Source organism: Streptomyces sp. MCA2, from assembly GCF_023544705.1.
GTDB classification, from domain to species: Bacteria; Actinomycetota; Actinomycetes; order Streptomycetales; family Streptomycetaceae; genus Streptomyces; species Streptomyces decoyicus.
Genome location: NZ_JAMJFM010000050.1, coordinates 26,146 through 43,033, shown reverse-complemented (window position 1 = coordinate 43,033; position 16,888 = coordinate 26,146). Strand labels below are relative to the sequence as shown.

At 73.3% G+C, this 16,888-nt stretch carries 14 protein-coding genes and 1 pseudogene; 4 read left to right on the top strand and 11 right to left on the bottom strand.

The window, feature by feature from the left end; translation table 11 throughout:
- Window positions 1-182 precede the first annotated feature (182 nt).
- Window positions 183-392, bottom strand: coding sequence for a hypothetical protein (locus M8I34_RS31990; RefSeq protein ID WP_030083005.1), 210 nt, complete (start codon window positions 390-392; stop codon window positions 183-185).
- A gap of 610 nt (window positions 393-1,002) precedes the next feature.
- Here M8I34_RS31990 and M8I34_RS31985 point away from each other — a divergent pair.
- Together M8I34_RS31985 and M8I34_RS31980 are read left to right on the top strand one after the other, a co-directional pair.
- A complete protein-coding gene (locus tag M8I34_RS31985; RefSeq protein WP_250055453.1) occupies window positions 1,003-2,361 on the top strand; it encodes a serine/threonine-protein kinase in 1,359 nt (452 codons plus the stop codon).
- A gap of 66 nt (window positions 2,362-2,427) precedes the next feature.
- Window positions 2,428-2,643 (top strand): annotated as a pseudogene (locus M8I34_RS31980) (IS5/IS1182 family transposase); the annotation flags it as partial.
- Here the strand turns inward: M8I34_RS31980 and M8I34_RS31975 are convergent.
- From M8I34_RS31975 to M8I34_RS31930, 10 genes are all read right to left on the bottom strand, one after another.
- A complete protein-coding gene (locus M8I34_RS31975) occupies window positions 2,639-2,992 on the bottom strand; it encodes a hypothetical protein (protein ID WP_250055451.1) in 354 nt (117 codons plus the stop codon). The pseudogene M8I34_RS31980 and the gene M8I34_RS31975 overlap by 5 nt on opposite strands.
- Before the next feature lie 40 nt (window positions 2,993-3,032).
- A complete protein-coding gene (locus M8I34_RS31970) occupies window positions 3,033-3,848 on the bottom strand; it encodes an RNA methyltransferase (protein WP_250055448.1) in 816 nt (271 codons plus the stop codon).
- A 53-nt stretch (window positions 3,849-3,901) separates the two neighbouring features.
- Window positions 3,902-5,140 carry a uroporphyrinogen-III C-methyltransferase gene (cobA, locus tag M8I34_RS31965; RefSeq protein WP_250055446.1) on the bottom strand — a complete coding sequence of 413 codons (1,239 nt, stop codon included), beginning with the start codon at window positions 5,138-5,140 and terminating at the stop codon, window positions 3,902-3,904.
- Between the two features lie 162 nt (window positions 5,141-5,302).
- Window positions 5,303-9,514 (bottom strand): nicotinate-nucleotide--dimethylbenzimidazole phosphoribosyltransferase, encoded by a 4,212-nt coding sequence (gene cobT / locus M8I34_RS31960; protein WP_250055443.1) that lies wholly within the window; start codon window positions 9,512-9,514, stop codon window positions 5,303-5,305.
- A 235-nt stretch (window positions 9,515-9,749) separates the two neighbouring features.
- A complete protein-coding gene (gene cbiE / locus M8I34_RS31955) occupies window positions 9,750-10,970 on the bottom strand; it encodes a precorrin-6y C5,15-methyltransferase (decarboxylating) subunit CbiE (RefSeq protein WP_250055441.1) in 1,221 nt (406 codons plus the stop codon).
- A gap of 178 nt (window positions 10,971-11,148) precedes the next feature.
- Window positions 11,149-11,784, bottom strand: a complete 636-nt coding sequence (locus M8I34_RS31950) for a GNAT family N-acetyltransferase (protein ID WP_244415927.1) — start codon at window positions 11,782-11,784, stop codon at window positions 11,149-11,151.
- 289 nt (window positions 11,785-12,073) lie between these two features.
- The gene (locus tag M8I34_RS31945; RefSeq protein WP_250055440.1) at window positions 12,074-12,955 is read right to left on the bottom strand and encodes a MetQ/NlpA family ABC transporter substrate-binding protein; all 882 of its coding nucleotides are present in this window, start codon (window positions 12,953-12,955) and stop codon (window positions 12,074-12,076) included.
- Between the two features lie 80 nt (window positions 12,956-13,035).
- Window positions 13,036-13,773 carry a methionine ABC transporter permease gene (locus tag M8I34_RS31940; RefSeq protein ID WP_250055439.1) on the bottom strand — a complete coding sequence of 246 codons (738 nt, stop codon included), beginning with the start codon at window positions 13,771-13,773 and terminating at the stop codon, window positions 13,036-13,038.
- Window positions 13,770-14,864, bottom strand: a complete 1,095-nt coding sequence (locus tag M8I34_RS31935; RefSeq protein ID WP_250055438.1) for a methionine ABC transporter ATP-binding protein — start codon at window positions 14,862-14,864, stop codon at window positions 13,770-13,772. The genes M8I34_RS31940 and M8I34_RS31935 overlap by 4 nt, the downstream gene beginning before the upstream one ends.
- Before the next feature lie 411 nt (window positions 14,865-15,275).
- Window positions 15,276-15,923: an HAD-IA family hydrolase gene (locus tag M8I34_RS31930; protein ID WP_250055435.1), complete on the bottom strand. Its 648-nt coding sequence runs from the start codon at window positions 15,921-15,923 to the stop codon at window positions 15,276-15,278.
- 118 nt (window positions 15,924-16,041) lie between these two features.
- Here M8I34_RS31930 and M8I34_RS31925 point away from each other — a divergent pair, with 118 nt between their 5' ends.
- Complete coding sequence (locus M8I34_RS31925; protein ID WP_244415922.1) at window positions 16,042-16,410, top strand: hypothetical protein; 369 nt, start codon at window positions 16,042-16,044, stop codon at window positions 16,408-16,410.
- Complete coding sequence (locus M8I34_RS31920; protein ID WP_250055433.1) at window positions 16,403-16,858, top strand: hypothetical protein; 456 nt, start codon at window positions 16,403-16,405, stop codon at window positions 16,856-16,858. The genes M8I34_RS31925 and M8I34_RS31920 overlap by 8 nt, the downstream gene beginning before the upstream one ends.
- Window positions 16,859-16,888: the final 30 nt, after the last annotated feature.

Sequence of the window (16,888 nt, the reverse complement as noted above, 5' to 3'; positions counted from 1 at the left end):
GGCCCGGCTTGGGATCGTACGCGCGCAGCGGTGGGCCGGGCAGGGCCGCGGCCGGGAAAGCTCGAAGGCCGGGCATCTCCCCAGATGCCCGGCCGTCGTGCCGTCCGCCGCACCCCCGTCCCCACGGGGTTTACAGCCGGAGGTCCCCGTCCCGGGCCGCTCTCCCGGGCCTGGGGCGCTGCTCAGCGCCCCAGCATTCCGACCACGGACGACGCCTGTGTCATGACGGCCTCCCAGCCGCCGAAGACCACGGCGAGAACGATCGCCAGCGGCAGCACCATGGCCACCGCGACGAGGGGGTGGCGAGTGCCGGCGGACTGCCGGCCCCCGAGCGCGGCGGCGGCTCGGCGCCCCTGCGCCCGAAGGGCCGTCCGCCCTGGGGTCTCCACCATGGTCCCGCTCCCGTCGTGACTGGGGCGGCGGGCGTCTGACCTCGGGGGACGAGTGCTCCGCCCGCCGCTTGAAGACAACAGTAGGCACCCGCCCGACGCAGGGCGTCATGCCGTCGTACCTATTGATCGGCATCCAGGAGGATGACGGGACCGCGTCTCACGTACTCCTCTGGGTGGAGAGACCGGGCCAGGGCCTGGGGATGTCCCCCAAGGGGTACCGTCGCGCTGCCTTGGCCCGCGCACTCCTGAGGGTGACCTCGCTCACTCCGGCCGCTCCCCCGCGCACCGCGATCCCGCCCCCGCGGACCGCTCGGCTCACCGCCGCTTGCCGCACCCCGGCCGCATCCCCGGCATCCACGACCAACCGGTCCCGATCCCCCTTCATCACGTCAATCCCCCTTCTGTGGCGGATCATTGGGATCGGGTAGGGGAAGTCTGGCCGCGCGGCGGCCGGTTTTCCGCCCGCCCTTCGAGAATCGCACCCGCCACCGGCAATCCGGCCGCCGACGCATGCGCGGCCTCTCAGCACAGCGAGCCGTCAATCCGTAAGCTGTGCCACGTCAGACGGTTGGCAGCGGAGGGGGCTCCCCACCGCAGGTAGGGGACGGACATGGCGATGATGCGGCTCCGACGCGAGGACCCGCGTGTCGTCGGGACGTTCCGGCTGCACCGCCGGCTCGGCGCGGGCGGAATGGGCGTGGTCTATCTCGGCTCGGACAAACGCGGGCAGCGGGTGGCCCTCAAGGTGATCCGGCCGGACCTGGCGGGGGATCAGGAATTCCGCTCGCGGTTCGCGCGGGAGGTCTCGGCCGCCCGGCGGATCCGCGGCGGCTGTACGGCCCGGCTGGTGGCGGCCGATCTCGATGCGGACCGCCCCTGGTTCGCCACGCAGTACGTCCCGGGGCCCTCGCTGCACGACAAGGTCAACGAGGCCGGCCCGCTGTCCCCCGCGCAGGTCGCCTCCATCGGCGCCGCGCTGTCCGAGGGGCTGTTGGCCGTCCATGACGCGGGCGTGGTGCACCGCGACCTGAAGCCGTCCAACATTCTGCTGTCGCCCAAGGGCCCGCGGATCATCGACTTCGGTATCGCCTGGGCGACCGGCGCCAGCACGCTGACCCATGTGGGTACCGCCGTCGGCTCACCGGGGTTTCTGGCGCCGGAGCAGGTGCGCGGCGCCGCGGTGACACCGGCGACGGACATCTTCGCGCTGGGCGCCACCCTCGCGTACGCCTGTACCGCCGACTCCCCCTTCGGGCAGGGAAGTTCGGAGGTCATGCTCTACCGCGTGGTCCATGAGGAGGCGCAGCTCGCCGGGGTGCCGGACGCACTGGCGCCGCTGCTCGCCTCGTGTCTGGCCAAGGATCCGGCGGACCGCCCCAGCACCCTGTCGCTGTCGCTGCGGCTCAAGGAGATCGCGGCCCGTGAGGCGCACGGTCCGTCGGGCGGGCCGCTGGAGAACGGGTCGGGTGCCGGGGCCGGTTGGGAGCGCGCGGAGCGCCGTCCCTCGGACCGGCCGACCGGACAGCGGGCCGAGGAGTACGCACGCCAGCGCACCGAGCGGGGGACGGCGGGCACCTCCTCGCCGCGTCCGCACCCGTCCCGTCCCCCGGCCCCCCGGGACGCGGCCCCCCGGCCGGCCGGCCCGGCATCGGCGGCGGGGAAGAACCCGCGGAAGACCGGCGGGCGCACCGGGCGACGGGCTCCGGCCTCACGCCCCACAGGACGCAACGGCAGCCGCACCCCCGTACGTACGACGTCGGGCGGCCGCCGCCCCGGCCCCGACCGCCGGCTGCTGCGCCAGCGCGTCATCGTGTTCGTGGTGGTGACCCTGCTGGTGGCGCTCGGTATCGCGGCCGCTCAGGGGTGCCAGGGGCCGGCCCGCGGGCTGGGGGTGGAGCGGCCGGCGCCGGTCGCCCCGCCGTCCGGAGGCGTAGATGGGCCCTACGGGGTGGGGGAACAGAACCCGTAGGGGATGCGGACGCCCCCTGCGGGCCTCAACGCGGCGGGGGCGGGGCGGTATTCCTTTGGCGGGGGGTCCCTCCCGGAGCCGAAGGGCCCGCGGTCAAACCGTCGGCGCAGGGGCAACCGAGGAGGCCGGCCCGCGGGCTTCGGCACGGAGATGTACAAGCGCCGGAACGGGGGCGAGTCAACCGGGTCAAGCGTTCCCGGGCCGTGGTGACGCGTTGCGACAAGCTGCGCCTCCGGCTTCCACGGCGCTGTCACCGTCGCCTCGGTACGCCTCTGGCTCAGGCCTTGGTCAGCCGCTTCCAGCACATCGGCCGCTTCACCAGGTCGGCTGCGACGTCGTCCCAGTCCGGGCCGTGCATCCACAGGTTCTCGGCGGCCTCTCGCATCAGTGCCGGCTCGTCCGGCCGCTGCAAGAGCACCAGGCGATAGGCCAGGTTCCGGATCCGGACCGGCAAGCGGCCGTCAACCACGTGCGGGCAGAGTCCGCGCAGCATGGCGAGGATCGAATCCGTGTCGGCGAAGGTCAACTCCTCGACGAAGAAGTGCTCACGGTGTTCCAGCCCGCACGGCGGCGTGGGGCGGTACTCGTCTCCGTAGAGACACCGGGCGAGCTCCGTCAGGGTGCTGTGCATGGCCTGGAGCCTATGACGCCCTGATCCGCCGGACAGGCCGTTAGGCGGGCCGGCCCGTCGCCACCGCATAGAAGGCCACCGCGGCGGCCGCGCCGACGTTGAGCGAGTCCACCCCGTGCGCCATCGGGATGCGCACCCATTCGTCGGCCGCCCGCAGGGCGCCGGTGCTCAGACCGCCGCCCTCCGCGCCCAGCATCAGGGCGGCGCGCTCCAGGGTGTGCGGGGCGGCCTCGTCGATGGGGGTCGCCTTCTCGGCCGGGGTGAGGGCGAGCAGCTTGAAGCCCGCTTCCCGTACGGCGGCCAGGTCCCGCGGCCAGCCCTCCAGGCGTGCGTACGGCACGGAGAACACCGCGCCCATGGAGACCTTCACCGAGCGGCGGTAGAGCGGATCGGCGCAGTCCGGGGAGAGCAGCACCGCGTCCATGCCGAGGGCCGCCGCGCTGCGGAAGATCGCGCCGATGTTGGTGTGGTCGTTGACCGCTTCCATGACGACGATGCGCCGGGCCCCGGCGAGGAGTTCGGTGGCGTCCGGCAGCGGCTTGCGCTGCATGGACGCCAGTGCGCCACGGTGCACGTGGTAGCCGGTCACCCGCTCGGCGAGGTCCGGGCTGACGGCGTAGACCGGCGCCGGGACCTCGTCAATGACATCGCGCATGACGTCGACCCACTTGGCCGAGAGCAGCATGGAGCGCATCGCGTAGCCGGCGTGCCGGGCGCGCCGGATGACCTTCTCGCCCTCGGCGATGAAGAGCCCTTCCGCGGGCTCACGCCGGCGCCGCAGTTCGACGTCGGTCAGTCCGGTGTAGTCGGCCAGCCGCGGGTCGTCCGGGTCATCGACGGTGATGATTTCTGCCACGGGGAGATAGTGCCTTGTCGGTCTCGGGGTTCCAATGCCGCGTACGGGATCGGTTACCGGTGGGTAGGGGCGGTCGCGACGGCGACGACTTCGCCGATGACGATGACCGCCGGGGGACGCACGCCCTCGGCCCGTACGGTCTCGCCGAGCGTCGCCAGAGTGGCGTCGACCCGGCGCTGGGCCGCGGTGGTCCCCTCCTGGATGACAGCGGCCGGGGTGTCCGCGGCGCGGCCGTGCTCGACCAGCTTGGCGGCGATGGCGCCGCTGTTCTCCACGCCCATCAGGACCACGAGGGTGCCGCGCAGCTTGGCGAGCGAGGGCCAGTCCACGAGCGAGCGCTCGTCGTCGGGGGCGACATGGCCGCTGACGACGGTGAACTCGTGGGCGACTCCGCGGTGGGTGACCGGGATGCCGGCGGCGCCGGGCACCGAGATGGTGCTGGAGATGCCGGGGACGACCGTGCAGGGAATGCCGGCTTCGGCGAGCGCCTGGGCCTCTTCCATGCCGCGGCCGAAGACGAACGGGTCGCCGCCCTTGAGCCGGACCACGGCCTTGCCGGCCTTGGCGTGCTCGATCAGCGCGTTATTGATGGCCTCCTGGGCCATGAACCGGCCGTAGGGGATCTTGGCGGCGTCGATGACCTCGACATGCGGCGGGAGTTCGGCGAGGAGGTCGCGGGGGCCGAGGCGGTCGGCGATGACGACGTCGGCCTCGGCGAGCAGCCGGCGGCCGCGGACGGTGATCAGGTCGGGGTCGCCGGGGCCGCCGCCGACCAGGGCCACCCCCGGGGTGTGCGGGCGGCGGTGGTGCGGAGCGGCGATGCTGCCGTCGCGGAGGCCCTCGACGATCGCGTCGCGCACGGCGGCCGAGCGGCGCGGGTCACGGCCGGTGAGCACGGCGACGGTGACGCCCTCGCTGCGGCCGGTGGCCGGGGTCCAGGCGGTGGCCGCCTCGGCGTCGTCGGAGCGCACGCACCACACCCGGCGGTCCTCGGCCTCCTGGGAGGCCGCGGCATTGGCCTCGGCGTCGTCGGTGGAGATCAGCGCGTACCAGGCATCGGCGAGGTCGCCGTCCTGATAGCGGCGGCGCTCCCAGCGGACCTCGCCGGCGTCGGCCATCGCCTCGACGGACGGGGTGGCGGACGGGGAGATCAGCAGGACATCGGCGCCCGCGGCGACGAGGGACGGGAGCCGGCGCTGGGCGACCTGTCCGGCGCCCAGGACGACCACCCGGCGGCCGGACAGCCGCAGTCCGACGGGGTAGGCGGCGTGTTCGGCGGCGTGCTCAGCCATGACGGTACGGCTCCTTGTGCGGATGGTGCGAAGGCGGCGGCCGGCTCAGCCGCTGCGGCGCCGGAGCGGCTGGTGAAGGGGGGTACGGCCCTGGGGCGGTACGGCCCCGGCCCACAGCCTATGGGGCTGCGGGCCGGGGGTCATGCGGAGATCAGGGCCTGATCAGGTCTTCTCCGTCACTCCGGCGGAGTCGAAGGTGGCGACCTCGTGCATGGCGCGGGCGGCGCTCTGCACCACGGGCAGCGCCAGCAGGGCACCGGTGCCCTCGCCGAGGCGCAGATCGAGGTCGACCAGCGGGCGCAGACCCAGCTTGTTCAGGGCCGCGACATGGCCCGGCTCGGCGCTGCGGTGGCCCGCGATGCAGGCCGCCAGCGCCTCGGGAGCGATGGCACGGGCCACCAGGGCGGCGGCGCCGGCGCTCACCCCGTCGAGGATCACCGGCGTACGCAGCGAGGCGCCGCCGAGGATCAGACCGACGAGGGCGGCGTGCTCCAGGCCGCCGATCGCGGCGAGGACGCCGATGGGGTCCGCCGGGTCGGGCTGGTGGAGCTCCAGGGCGCGGCGGACCACATCGACCTTGCGGGCGTGCGTCTCGTCGTTGATGCCGGTGCCGCGGCCGGTGACCTCGACCGGGTCGTCGCCGGTGTAGACGGAGATCAGTGCGGCGGAGGTGGTGGTGTTGGCGATGCCCATCTCGCCCGTGAGCAGCGCCTTGTTGCCGGCCGCGACGAGGTCACGGGCGGTGTCGATACCGACCTCGATGGCCTTGAGCACGTCCTCCTGGGTCATCGCGGGGCCCGCCGTGAAGTCGGCGGTGCCGGGGCGGACCTTGCGCGGCAGCAGACCGGGGGTGGCGGGGAGTTCGCCCGCCACACCGACGTCCACGACACAGACCTCGGCGCCGACCTGGTTGGCGAAGGCGTTGCAGACCGCGCCGCCGCCCAGGAAGTTGGCGACCATCTGGCCGGTGACCTCCTGGGGCCAGGGGGTCACGCCCTGGGCGTGCACCCCGTGGTCACCGGCGAAGATCGCGACGGCGGCCGGCTCCGGGATGGGCGGCGGGCACTTGCGGGACAGTCCGGACAGCTGTGCGGAGATGATCTCCAGCATGCCCAGCGCCCCGGCGGGCTTGGTCATCCGCTTCTGCCGCTCCCAGGCCTCGCCGAGCGCCTTGGCGTCCAGCGGGCGGATGCCCTGGAGGGTCTCCTGGAGGAGGTCGTGCGGGCTCTCGCCGGGCAGCGCGCGCCGGCCGTAGGTCTCCTCGTGGACGACCCAGGACAGCGGGCGGCGCTTGGACCAGCCGGCCTGGAGCAGCTCGGGCTCCTCCGGGAACTCGTCGACGTAGCCGATGCACAGGTAGGCGACGACTTCGAGGTGGTCGGGCAGGCCCAGTTCGCGGACCATCTCCCGCTCGTCGAAGAAGCTGACCCAGCCGACGCCCAGGCCCTCGGCTCGGGCGGCGAGCCAGAGGTTCTCGACGGCGAGCGCGGAGGAGTACGGCGCCATCTGCGGCTGGGTGTGCCGGCCGAGGGTGTGCCGGCCGCCGCGGGTGGAGTCGGCGGTGACGACGATGTTCACCGGCGTTTCGAGGATCGCCTCGATCTTCAGCTCGCGGAACTGCTTGGCGCGCGCCTTGGGCAGCGACTTGGCGTAGGCCTCGCGCTGCGCCGTCGCGAGCTGGTGCATCTTCTCGCGGGTCTCGTCCGAGCGGATGACCACGAAGTCCCAGGGCTGGGAGTGGCCGACGCTGGGGGCGGTGTGGGCCGCCTCCAGGACGCGCAGCAGCACGTCGTTGGGGATCGCGTCGCTGCGGAAGCCGTTGCGGATGTCGCGGCGTTCGCGCATCACGCGGTGTACGGCGGCGCGCTCGGAGTCGTCGTACCCGGCGGCCGGGGACGGGTCCTCGGCCGGGTCGGGCGCCACCACGGGGTCGGAACCGTCGGGCGCCACGGAGCCGTCGGGCGCTTCGGCGGGCCGCTGGCCGGCCGTCTGCGGCTGGTCGTCGTCCTGGCCCTCGCCGAGCTGGACGAGTTCGGCGATGTCCTGCTGCTCGGGCGTCTCGTCGGCGGGCGCGTCGGCAGCGGGGGCGCTGCCGGGCGGGGGCCCGGCCGTCGTGGGCTCTTCACCGGCGGCCGCGGCCTGCGGGGTCGTGCCGTCCGTGGTGGACGGCTCGCCGGAGGCCTGGGCCGGGATGTGGACGGCGACGGGCGGGGCGTCGGCGGGCGCGTCGGAGAGGTCCGCGGGGAGGTTCGCGGGGGCGTCGGCCTCTGCGGGCTCGTCGATCCCGGCAGCCTCTGCGGGCTCGTCGGTCCCGGCAGTCGCTACGGACTCCTCCGTCCCGGCCGCCTCTGCGGGCTCGTCGGGTGTCGCGTCCGCGGCGGGGCCGTTGCCCGGGGCCGGCTCGGCCGTCGGGTCGTTCGGCTCGCCGAGGTGGTCGGGGGTGTCGGGGCCGGCCGATACGGGCTGCTGCTCCGCGGCGTCCACGCCCTGCGGCGCGGCGTCCGGTGCGGGCGCCTCGGCGGTCTGCTGCCCTGCGGCGTCCGCGGGGGCGTCGGACTGCGGCTGTCCGGCGGCCGCTTCCTGCGCCTCGGGCGGCTCTATGGCCGTCTGCTCCAGGGGAGCGCCGCTCTCGGACACGGGCTGCGCGACGGGGCCCTGCGGAGCGGTGTCGGGCAGGGAGGCGGCGGCGGGCTCGGCGGCGGGGACGTCGTCGGCACCGGCCTCGGCCGGAACGGCCTCGGTCAGGACAGCCTCGGGCTCGGCGGCCTCGGGCTGCGGCTGGGGCTCGTCGACGACGGGGGCCGGTTCGGCGGGCTGCGGCTGGTCGGCGGCCTCGGGCTCGCCGACGGGCGGTTCCTGGCCGGCGGTCTGCTCGTCCTGCGGGGCCTGGGCCGGTTCGGCGGTGGCGGCGGGCGCGACGGCGGCGGGCTGCTCCGTCACGGGTTCCACGGGCTCGCCGTCCGCCTCCGCCACGACGGGGGCCGGGGCCTCGGCGGCCTGTTCCTGCGCCGCGGGCTCGGCCTCGGCGGGCGGTTCCTGGTCCACGGGCTGCTGAGGCACCTCGGCGGCAACCGCCTCGGGCTGCTGGGCGGCCACGGCAGCGTCATCCGCCGCGGGCACCTCCTGCGCGGGGGCCTCCGCCACGGGAGCGTTCGCCGCGGCGTCGTCCGGCACAGCGGTCTCCGCGACGGGCGTGCCGTCCTGACCGGCCACTGCCGCATCCGGCAGCACGTCCGGAGCCGCCTCCTGCGGCGGTGCCGGGGCCGCCGCCTGCGCGTCCGGCACGGCACCGGCGGCGTCCGCGACGACGGCCGCGCCGTCGACAGCCGCCGTGGCGTCCTCGGCCGGCAGCGGCATCGGCTGCGGCTGTTCGGCGAGCGGCGCAGCGTCCTGCGGGACGGGCGGCGCGGCCTCGGCGGCGGGTGCGACGGGCGCCTCGGGAGCGACCGTTTCTTCAGTCGGGGCCGGCGCCGTCTGCGGGAGGTGGGCGGCCTGGGCGGAGGCCTCGTTCCACGACGGCACCTGCGACGGGATCTCGCCGAGCTGGGGGCCGGGCAACGGGCCCTGGCCCGCGGCCCCGTAGGTCTGCTCGGCGGACAGCTGACCACCGTAGGGCTGCTCGGCGTACGACGGTGCCGCGAAAGCCTGCTCCGCGGGCACTCCGGGGGTCTGCTCGGCGTACGGGAGGCCCGCACCGGGCTGCGCGTCGGCCACCGGCTGTCCGCCCGGCGCGGTCTCGGGGGCCTCGGCCGGGGCGTCGAAGTATTCGGGCCCGCCGGTGGGCGGTCCCGCGTGCCGTCCGGCGGACTGCGAGGGAGCGTCGGCCGGTCCGCGGTCGGCGAGCGAACGGACCACGCCGCCGGTCGCGTCGGGGACGGGCGGGCCCATGTGCAGCGGACGGCGCTGGGGGGTGGCGGGCGCGGCGGCGCGGGCGCGGTCCTGCTGCTGCGGTGCCGCGGGCTGCGGGATACGGACGGCGCTGAGGTCGACGGAACCGGAATCCCGGCCGCCGCTCTCATGGTCACCGGCCTGGACGGGCATCGGCTCGAAACCGGTGGCCCCCTGGGCGGCCGGGTCGTACGGCGCGGCCTGCTGGGGGTGCTGATCCTGGTGGGTCTCCTGCGGGAGCGGCTGGGGCGCCGGCTGTTCGCTCCAGGCGCCCTGGGTGCCCGGCATCAGCAGCAGATCGTCGTCCTCGACGACGGCGTCGGGCTGGTCGAGGTAGGGGTATGCGCCGGGAGGGGACACCATGCCCGGCAGTTCCGTCGGTCCGGCGTCGGCAGGGGAGGAAGCGGCCGCCGGCTGCGGCTGCCCGGGATGTCCGCCTGCGTTCTCCGGCTGCCCCTCGCCCGGGACCTGGCCGGTGTCGGTCATGCGTACCCCTCGCCCATTGGTAGTGCTCCTTCCAACCGCTCGTGCGACGCGCTCGACCGGGGCGCGCCGACGCCCGATAGCTAGAACGAGCGAGCACGCCTCGCGGCACGTCCGCTCTCCAGAGCTTCATATTCGGCCAAAACCACGGCATTTTCCGGATATTGGCGTACGAAGCCGAATGCGGAACGGCGGCGCAACGATCCGCCAGCCTACCTCGCGCGGGTTGCCGTGCTGGTCATGGGTGAGAAACGCGATAGCCGCTGAGCAAAAACACCACGGACCGCTCGCGTTCGACCCAGACGGAGGTGTCCAGGTCCACGGACTGGAGCAGCGCGCACTCGACTTCGTAGCCGCCGTCGGCCAGTGCCCGGCCCAGCGCTTCGGCCTCGTCGCGGGTGGCGGCGTGGGTGACGATCCGTTCGGGGCGGCGGGCCGCGCAGGCGGTGACGACCTCCGCTCCCCCGCCGCCGACACGGATCACATCGGGTTCGGGCAGGTCCTCCAGGACCTGCGGCGCGCGCCCGTGCACGACCTGGAGTTGGACGCCGTGGCGGCGGGCGAGGGCGGCGGCGCGCCCGCAGGCGTCCGCGTCGGCGTCCACCGCGATGACGGCGGCGCCGAACCGCGCGGCCTCCACCGCGGCGGCTCCGCTGCCCGCGCCGATGTCCCAGACCAGGTCGCCCACCTGCGGCCCGAGACGGGCGAGTTGTGCGGTGCGCAGCTGGACGGCCTCGCCCTCGCCCAGGGCGCCGCCGTAAGCACTGTCCGGAAGTCCCCAGCCGCGCGGGCCCGTCGGGTGGCCCACCTCGCGGCCGGCGATCCAGCCGGTCCCCTGGGCCGCGGCGCCGGCGGGCGAACCACCGACGACAATCACGACATTGGGGTCACGCCAGACATGGTCGGGAACTTTGTCGGATGTGAGGACTGTCACCCGCTCTCGATCGGTGCCCAGGTCCTCGCAGATGACGAAGGTGCGGTGGACGCGGTCGAGCAACAGGGCGAGTTCGGCGGGCCCCGCGCCGGGCGAGGTGAGCACCGCGACCTTGGTGTGGGCGCGGCAGACATTCACCGCGCGGCGCAGATCGCGGCTGTGGGCGACGACGATCTGGGCGTCGTCCCAGGGCATACCGGCCCGCGCGAAGGCGGCCGCGACGGAGGAGACGGCCGGAACCACTTCCACTTCCAGGCCGTGCTCGGGCGCCCGGAGGGTGCGCACGACGCCGAAGAAGCCGGGGTCGCCGTCGGCGAGCACGACGGCGGTACCGCGGTGCTGGGCGATGCGGCGGGCCGCCAGGCTCACACTGCCGAGCCGGATCCGCTCGGCGTTCTGCGGGACTTCGGGCAATGCGAGGTGGTGGGCGGCGCCGGCCACGAGGGTGGCGGCGCCGAGGGCGGAGCGGGCGGCGGCGGTCAGCGCGGAGCCGTCCCATCCGATCACCGTGACCCGGTCGGCCATGCTCGTCAGTCTCCTGGGGCTGCTGTGGGTACGCGGGCGGGGTCAGCGGGCGGGCCGGCCGCTGGGCGGCCGCCGGCCGGCGGAAGTGCCGCTGTGGTGCGCTGGTCCGCGCGGGTCGCGCAGGTGCGCGGCAGGCCGAGGGTACCCCGAGAGGTACGGACCGGAGCGGGGGCGTGGGTCAGTTCCACTCGGGGTAGGCAAATCCGTTCGCGTCCGCCAGCCGGCCGGGAACCCCGTCGAGGTCCTCGGGCAGCAGACTCCACACGATCAGATCGGTGCGGATGTCCGTCCAGCCGCCGTCCTCGGTGCGGCTGCGGGCTATCCAGGCGTTGCGCAGCACGCCCTCGCTGATGCAGCCGATCTTCTGGGCGACCTGCTGGGAGGCGGTGTTGTCGGCCGCCGTGCGCAGCTCGATGCGTTCGAACTTCTGGTCGTGGAAGAGCCATTGCGCGACCGCGAGAACGGATTCGGAGGCGTAGCCCTCGCCGCGCGCCCAGGGGGCGGTGACATAGCCGATCTCCGTGCTGAGCACCCGCCAGTCGGTGTGGTCGACGTGGATGGTGCCGACCAGGCGCTGGGTGAGGAATTCGGTGACGGCCAGGGCGATGCCGCGGCCGTCGGTGCGTACGGCGGCGGCCTTGCCGGTGGCCCAGGCGCGGGCCTCGTCGGTGGTGTAGGGGTGCGGGACCGTGGTCCAGGCGGTGACGAGTTCGTCGGCCATCATGTCGGCGAGCGCGGGCACATCGGACTCGTCGAACGGGCGCAGCACCAACCGGTCCGTGCTGATGGAGATGTCCGGAAAGGTGGATGTCATGCCGCTGCTCCCACGCCGTTGACTGTGGTGTTCCGGAACGTCGCGGGCTGTGAGACCGCGAGGTCACGGGCCGTCTTGACCGTCTTGAATGCACCAGCATGCAGCATGGGCCCGCGGGTGTGCCATGCGCGTGGGCCCCGGCCGCGCACTGCGCGGGTCCGGGGCCCGGTGGCCGCGCGCGCGGACGGCCACCTTCCGGTGACCTGCGCACGAGCGAGGGCACATCCACACCCGCCCACCCCCCGAAGGGGGGTGGGCGGCGGGGAAAACCTCAGGACAAAGGGAGGCGTCAGCTCTTGGCGGGGCCGAAGGCCGGGATGACCGAGCCGTCCTTGTACTTGTCCTCGATGAACTTCTTGACCTCGGGGGAGTTCAGGAGCTTGGCGAGCTTCTTGATCCGCGGGTCGCTCTCGTTGCCCTTCTTGACGGCGAGGAAGTTGGCGTAGGGGTTGCCCTTCGCCTTCTCCAGTGCCAGCGCGTCCTTGGAGGGCTTGAGGTGGGCACCGATGGCGAAGTTGCCGTTGATGATCGCGGCGTCGACGTCGTCGATGCGCGGCGCGGTCTGGGCGGCCTCCAGCTCGGTGATCTTGATGCCCTTGTCGTCCTTGACGTCGGTCAGCTTGGCGTCGGAGCCGACACCGGGCTTGAGGGTGATCACGCCGTTGTCGGCGAGCAGCTTGAGCGCCCGGCCCTCGTTGGAGGGGTCGTTGGGGACCGAGACGGTGCCGCCGGACTTGAGCTGGGACAGCTTGTCGATCTTCTTGGAGTAGACGCCGAGCGGCTCGATGAGCACGTTCTGGACGGGCACGATGTGCGTGCCGTTCTCCTTGTTGAAGGTGTCGAGGAACGGCTTGTGCTGGAAGAAGTTGGCGTCGACCTGGCCGTCGTCGGTGACCTTGTTCGGGATCTTGTAGTCGTTGAACGGCTTGACGACGAGCTTGAGGCCTTCCTTCTCGGCCAGCTCGTTCTTGACGAAGTCCAGGATGGTGCCGTGCGGGGTGGGGCTCGCGGCGACGACGAGCGGGGCGTTCTTGTCGCCCTTGTCGCTGCTGGCGGTGGTGTCGGAGGGAGCGCTGCACGCGCTCGCGCCGAGGGCGACGGCGGAGGCGGCGGCTATGGCGACGGAGATCTTCAGGGTGTTGCGCACGAAGAGTGCCTCTTTCTTGTTCACACGCGCGGGTTCACGCGTGGTGTCCGCCCGGCAAAGGGTCCGGGCTCCGGGGTGGTGCGGGTCGTACGGGGGTGTTGCGGTCAGGCGGCTTCGGTGACGGCGGCCGGCTCCTCGGTACGGGCACGGCGCAGGCCGACGCCCAGGGAGGAGGCCCGGCGGGTGCCGCGGCCGGCGAGCCGGCGGACGACGAGGTCGCCGAGCAGCTGGACGACCGTGACGAGGAGGACCAGCTCGACGACCGTGGTGATCATCAGCGAGGTCTCGTACTGCTGGTAGCCATAGGTGTAGGCCAGGTTGCCCAGACCGCCGCCGCCGACCGCACCGGCGATCGCGGAGTAGCCGATCAGCTGGATGACGGTGGTGGTGACGGCCGCGACCAGTGCGGGCAGCGCCTGCGGGAGCAGCACCTTGAAGACGATGGTCCAGGTGCCGCCGCCCATCGCCTGCGCGGCTTCGACCAGGCCGTGGTCGACCTCGCGCAGGGCGGCCTCCACCAGCCGGGCGAAGAACGGGATGGCGGCGATCGCGAGCGGGACGACCGCGCCGGTCGGGCCGATGGAGACGCCGACGACGAGCCGGGTGAAGGGGATCAGCACGACGATCAGGATCAGGAACGGGAAGGACCGTCCGATGTTCACGATCGCGCCGAGGACCTTGCTCACCACGATGTTCTGAAGGAGCGCCCCGCGGTCGGTCAGGTGCAGCAGCACACCGACCGGGATGCCGATGAGCACCGCGTAGAACGTCGACCACCACACCATGAAGAGGGTGTCGAGCGTGTTGTCGTACAGCAGCGGCTGCATCTCGTTCCAGGTCACTTGGCACCTTCCTTCTGGAGCGTGGCGGCGGGCGCCGGGATCGCCGGCTGGCCGGCGGAGTCGGCGGCGGGCGCCGCGACGCTGCCGTCGACGTCCGCCACGTCCACCTGGAGACCCTGCTCGCGCAGGAAACCGATCGGCACGACGTTCTCCTCGAAGCGGCCGGGGAGCTCGATGCGCATCCGGCCGATCTGCTTGCCGCCGACGGTGTCCATGGCGGCGCCGAGGATCGAGATGTCGACGTTGTAGGTGCGCGACAGCTCGGAGATCACCGGGCGGGTGGCCGCCGAGCCGTGGAAGGTGATGTCGACGACGGTGCGGTCGTCGGCCGACGGCTCGCCGCCGACCGGGAACAGCTCCCTGGCCAGCTCGGAGCCGGGGGTGGCCAGCAGTTCGGCGACGGTGCCCTGCTCGATGACCCGGCCGTTCTTCATCAGCGCGGCCGAGTCGCAGATCGTCTTGACGACGTCCATCTCGTGCGTGATGAGCACGACGGTCAGGCCCAGCTTGCGGTTGAGGTCGCGCAGCAGCTGGAGGATGGAGCGGGTGGTCTCCGGGTCCAGGGCGCTGGTGGCCTCGTCGGAGAGCAGCACCTTGGGGTCGCCGGCCAGCGCGCGGGCGATGCCGACGCGCTGCTTCTGGCCGCCGGAGAGCTGGGCGGGGTAGGCCTTGGCCTTGTCGGCGAGGCCGACCAGGTCCAGCAGCTCCAGCGCCTTGCGGGAGCGCTCGCGGCGGTCGACCTTGAGGATCTCCAGCGGCAGTTCGACGTTGTCCTGGACGGTGCGCGAGGACAGCAGGTTGAAGTGCTGGAAGACCATGCCGATGTGGCTGCGCGCGGCCCGGAGCTGGGCGCTGGCGCGCTTGCCGCGTCCGGCGATGGACGTCAGTTCCTGGCCGGCGACCGTGACCGTGCCGGAGGTGGGGCGCTCCAGGAGGTTGAGGCAGCGGATGAGGGTGGACTTGCCGGCGCCGCTCTGGCCGATGACGCCGTACACCTCGCCCTCGCGGACGTGCAGATCGACGCCGTCCAGGGCGGTGACTTCGCGGTCTCCGGAACGGTAGACCTTGGTCAGGCCCGTTGTGGTGATCACTAGGGAATTCCGTCACTGTCGAGTGCTCGGCGGCTCGCCCGCCGGGCACGGGGCATTCTTGCGAGTGCGGCAGAGGGGAACGCGGGGCGGCGGCGGGCGCGGGGCCCGGCTCCGGGTTCCGGTGACGCGGGGCGGCCGGCGTCGTCGGGGGGCGACGCACGGCTCATGAGGGGTCCCCCTGCTCTTCGAGAGCTCGGGGGAAGGGTCTCGCTTCGGGGCGCGAGGCTCAGACGGGGGCCCTCAGCGGTCACACATTCGACACATGCAACGAGCACCGGACGTCAGGTACGCCTCGGTCGCAGGGGTGCGGCTGCTCGTCGTGGTCATGGCGGCAAGTAAACCAGACAGCAGGACGGGCCGATCAAGCCAGTCCGGATAGCGGACATGCCTGACCGACCCGTGGACAGCGCCTCACTCCGCGATGGTGATCTCCAGCGATCCGTCCGTGGCCTGCGCGGATACCTCCGCGAGCGTGCTGACGACGACATCCGCCGACAGCTCCTCCGCCCGGTGGGTTGTGGTCAACGCCACGGTCAGCATCCCGGCCGCCCGGCCGGCCGCGAGTCCCGCCGGCGCGTCCTCGAAGACCACACAGCGGGCCGGGTCCACCCCCAGCCGCTCGGCGGCGAGCAGGAACGGCTCCGGGTCCGGCTTGCCGCGGCTGATGTCGTCGGCGGCTATCAGCGTCTTGGTACGGATCCCGGCCGCGTCGAGACGGGCCTCGGCCAGCCGGGCGGTCGCGGAGGTGACCACGGCCCACCGCTCGGCGGGCAGGCCCGCCAGCAGGGCGAGGGTGCCGGGCAGTGCCACGACTCCCCCGGCGACGTCCTCGACCTCCAGCTGCTCGATCCGGGCCAGCGCCTCGGGCACCCGGTCCGCGGGCAGCAGATCGGCGACGATCTCCGCCGCCGGGCGCCCGTGCAGCTGGATCCGGGCGAACTCCTGCTCGGTGACGCCGTACTCCTTCGCCCACCGGGTCCAGCAGCGGGAGACGGACTCCAGGGAGGAAATCAGGGTGCCGTCGTTGTCGAAAAGGAGCGCATCAGCGGTGATCTTCATACTGCACGAGCGTACGTGCCAGGGCGGGGCCGGACGCGGCCGCCCGCCCGCCGCCGATTAGCATCGCCCCCATGCCCCACAACCCCACGGCGCGCAGCCACGTGGCCCGGAGGTCCCGGTGATCGACGCGCTGACGATCACGGTCGCGGTGACCGCTCTCGCCCTCGCGGCCTGGTGCGGCTTCGCCGCGTTCCGCGACCAGCCCACCAAGGACTGGCACCTCATCGGCATGGCGCTGGTGTCGCTGCTCGGCATCGCCCAACTGGTCATCGCCGTCGTGCAGTTGGCGCGCGGCCAGTCGCCGGACCAGGGCACCGCCCTCTTTGTCTCGTATCTGCTCGGGGCGGCCGCCTGTGTCCCCGCGACCGGGTTCATGTCGCTCTCGGAGCGCACCCGCTGGGGTTCGGCCACCGTCGCGGCGGGCGCCGTGGTGCTGGCCGTACTGGAAGTGCGGCTGTTCGACATCTGGGGAGGCGGCAGTGCCTGATTCCACGACGGCCTCCGCGGCGGACGGCACCACGGCCGCCGCCCCGGCGAAGCGTTCCCTGGGCACCGGCCCCGGGCGCCTGCTGGTCGCGCTCTACGGCATCTTCACCGTCGCGGCCGCCTCCCGCTCGCTCTACCAGCTCATCGCCCAGTTCGACCGGGCCCCGCTGGCGTACAGCCTCTCGGCCCTCTCCGCGGTCGTCTACGGGTTCATCACGTTCTCGCTGGTGCGCGGCGGCGAGGGTGCCCGCCGGGCCGCGTTCGCCTGCTGCGCGCTGGAGCTGCTCGGGGTGCTCGGTATCGGCACCTGGACGCTGCTCGACCGGTCCGCGTTCCCGGACGCCACGGTCTGGTCGGACTACGGCATGGGCTATCTCTTCATTCCGGTCATCCTGCCCGTCACCGGGCTGATGTGGCTGCGCCGGGCCCGTACGGAACAGCCCGCCTGAGCCGTCCCGGAATCCCTGGCGGAGGCCGGG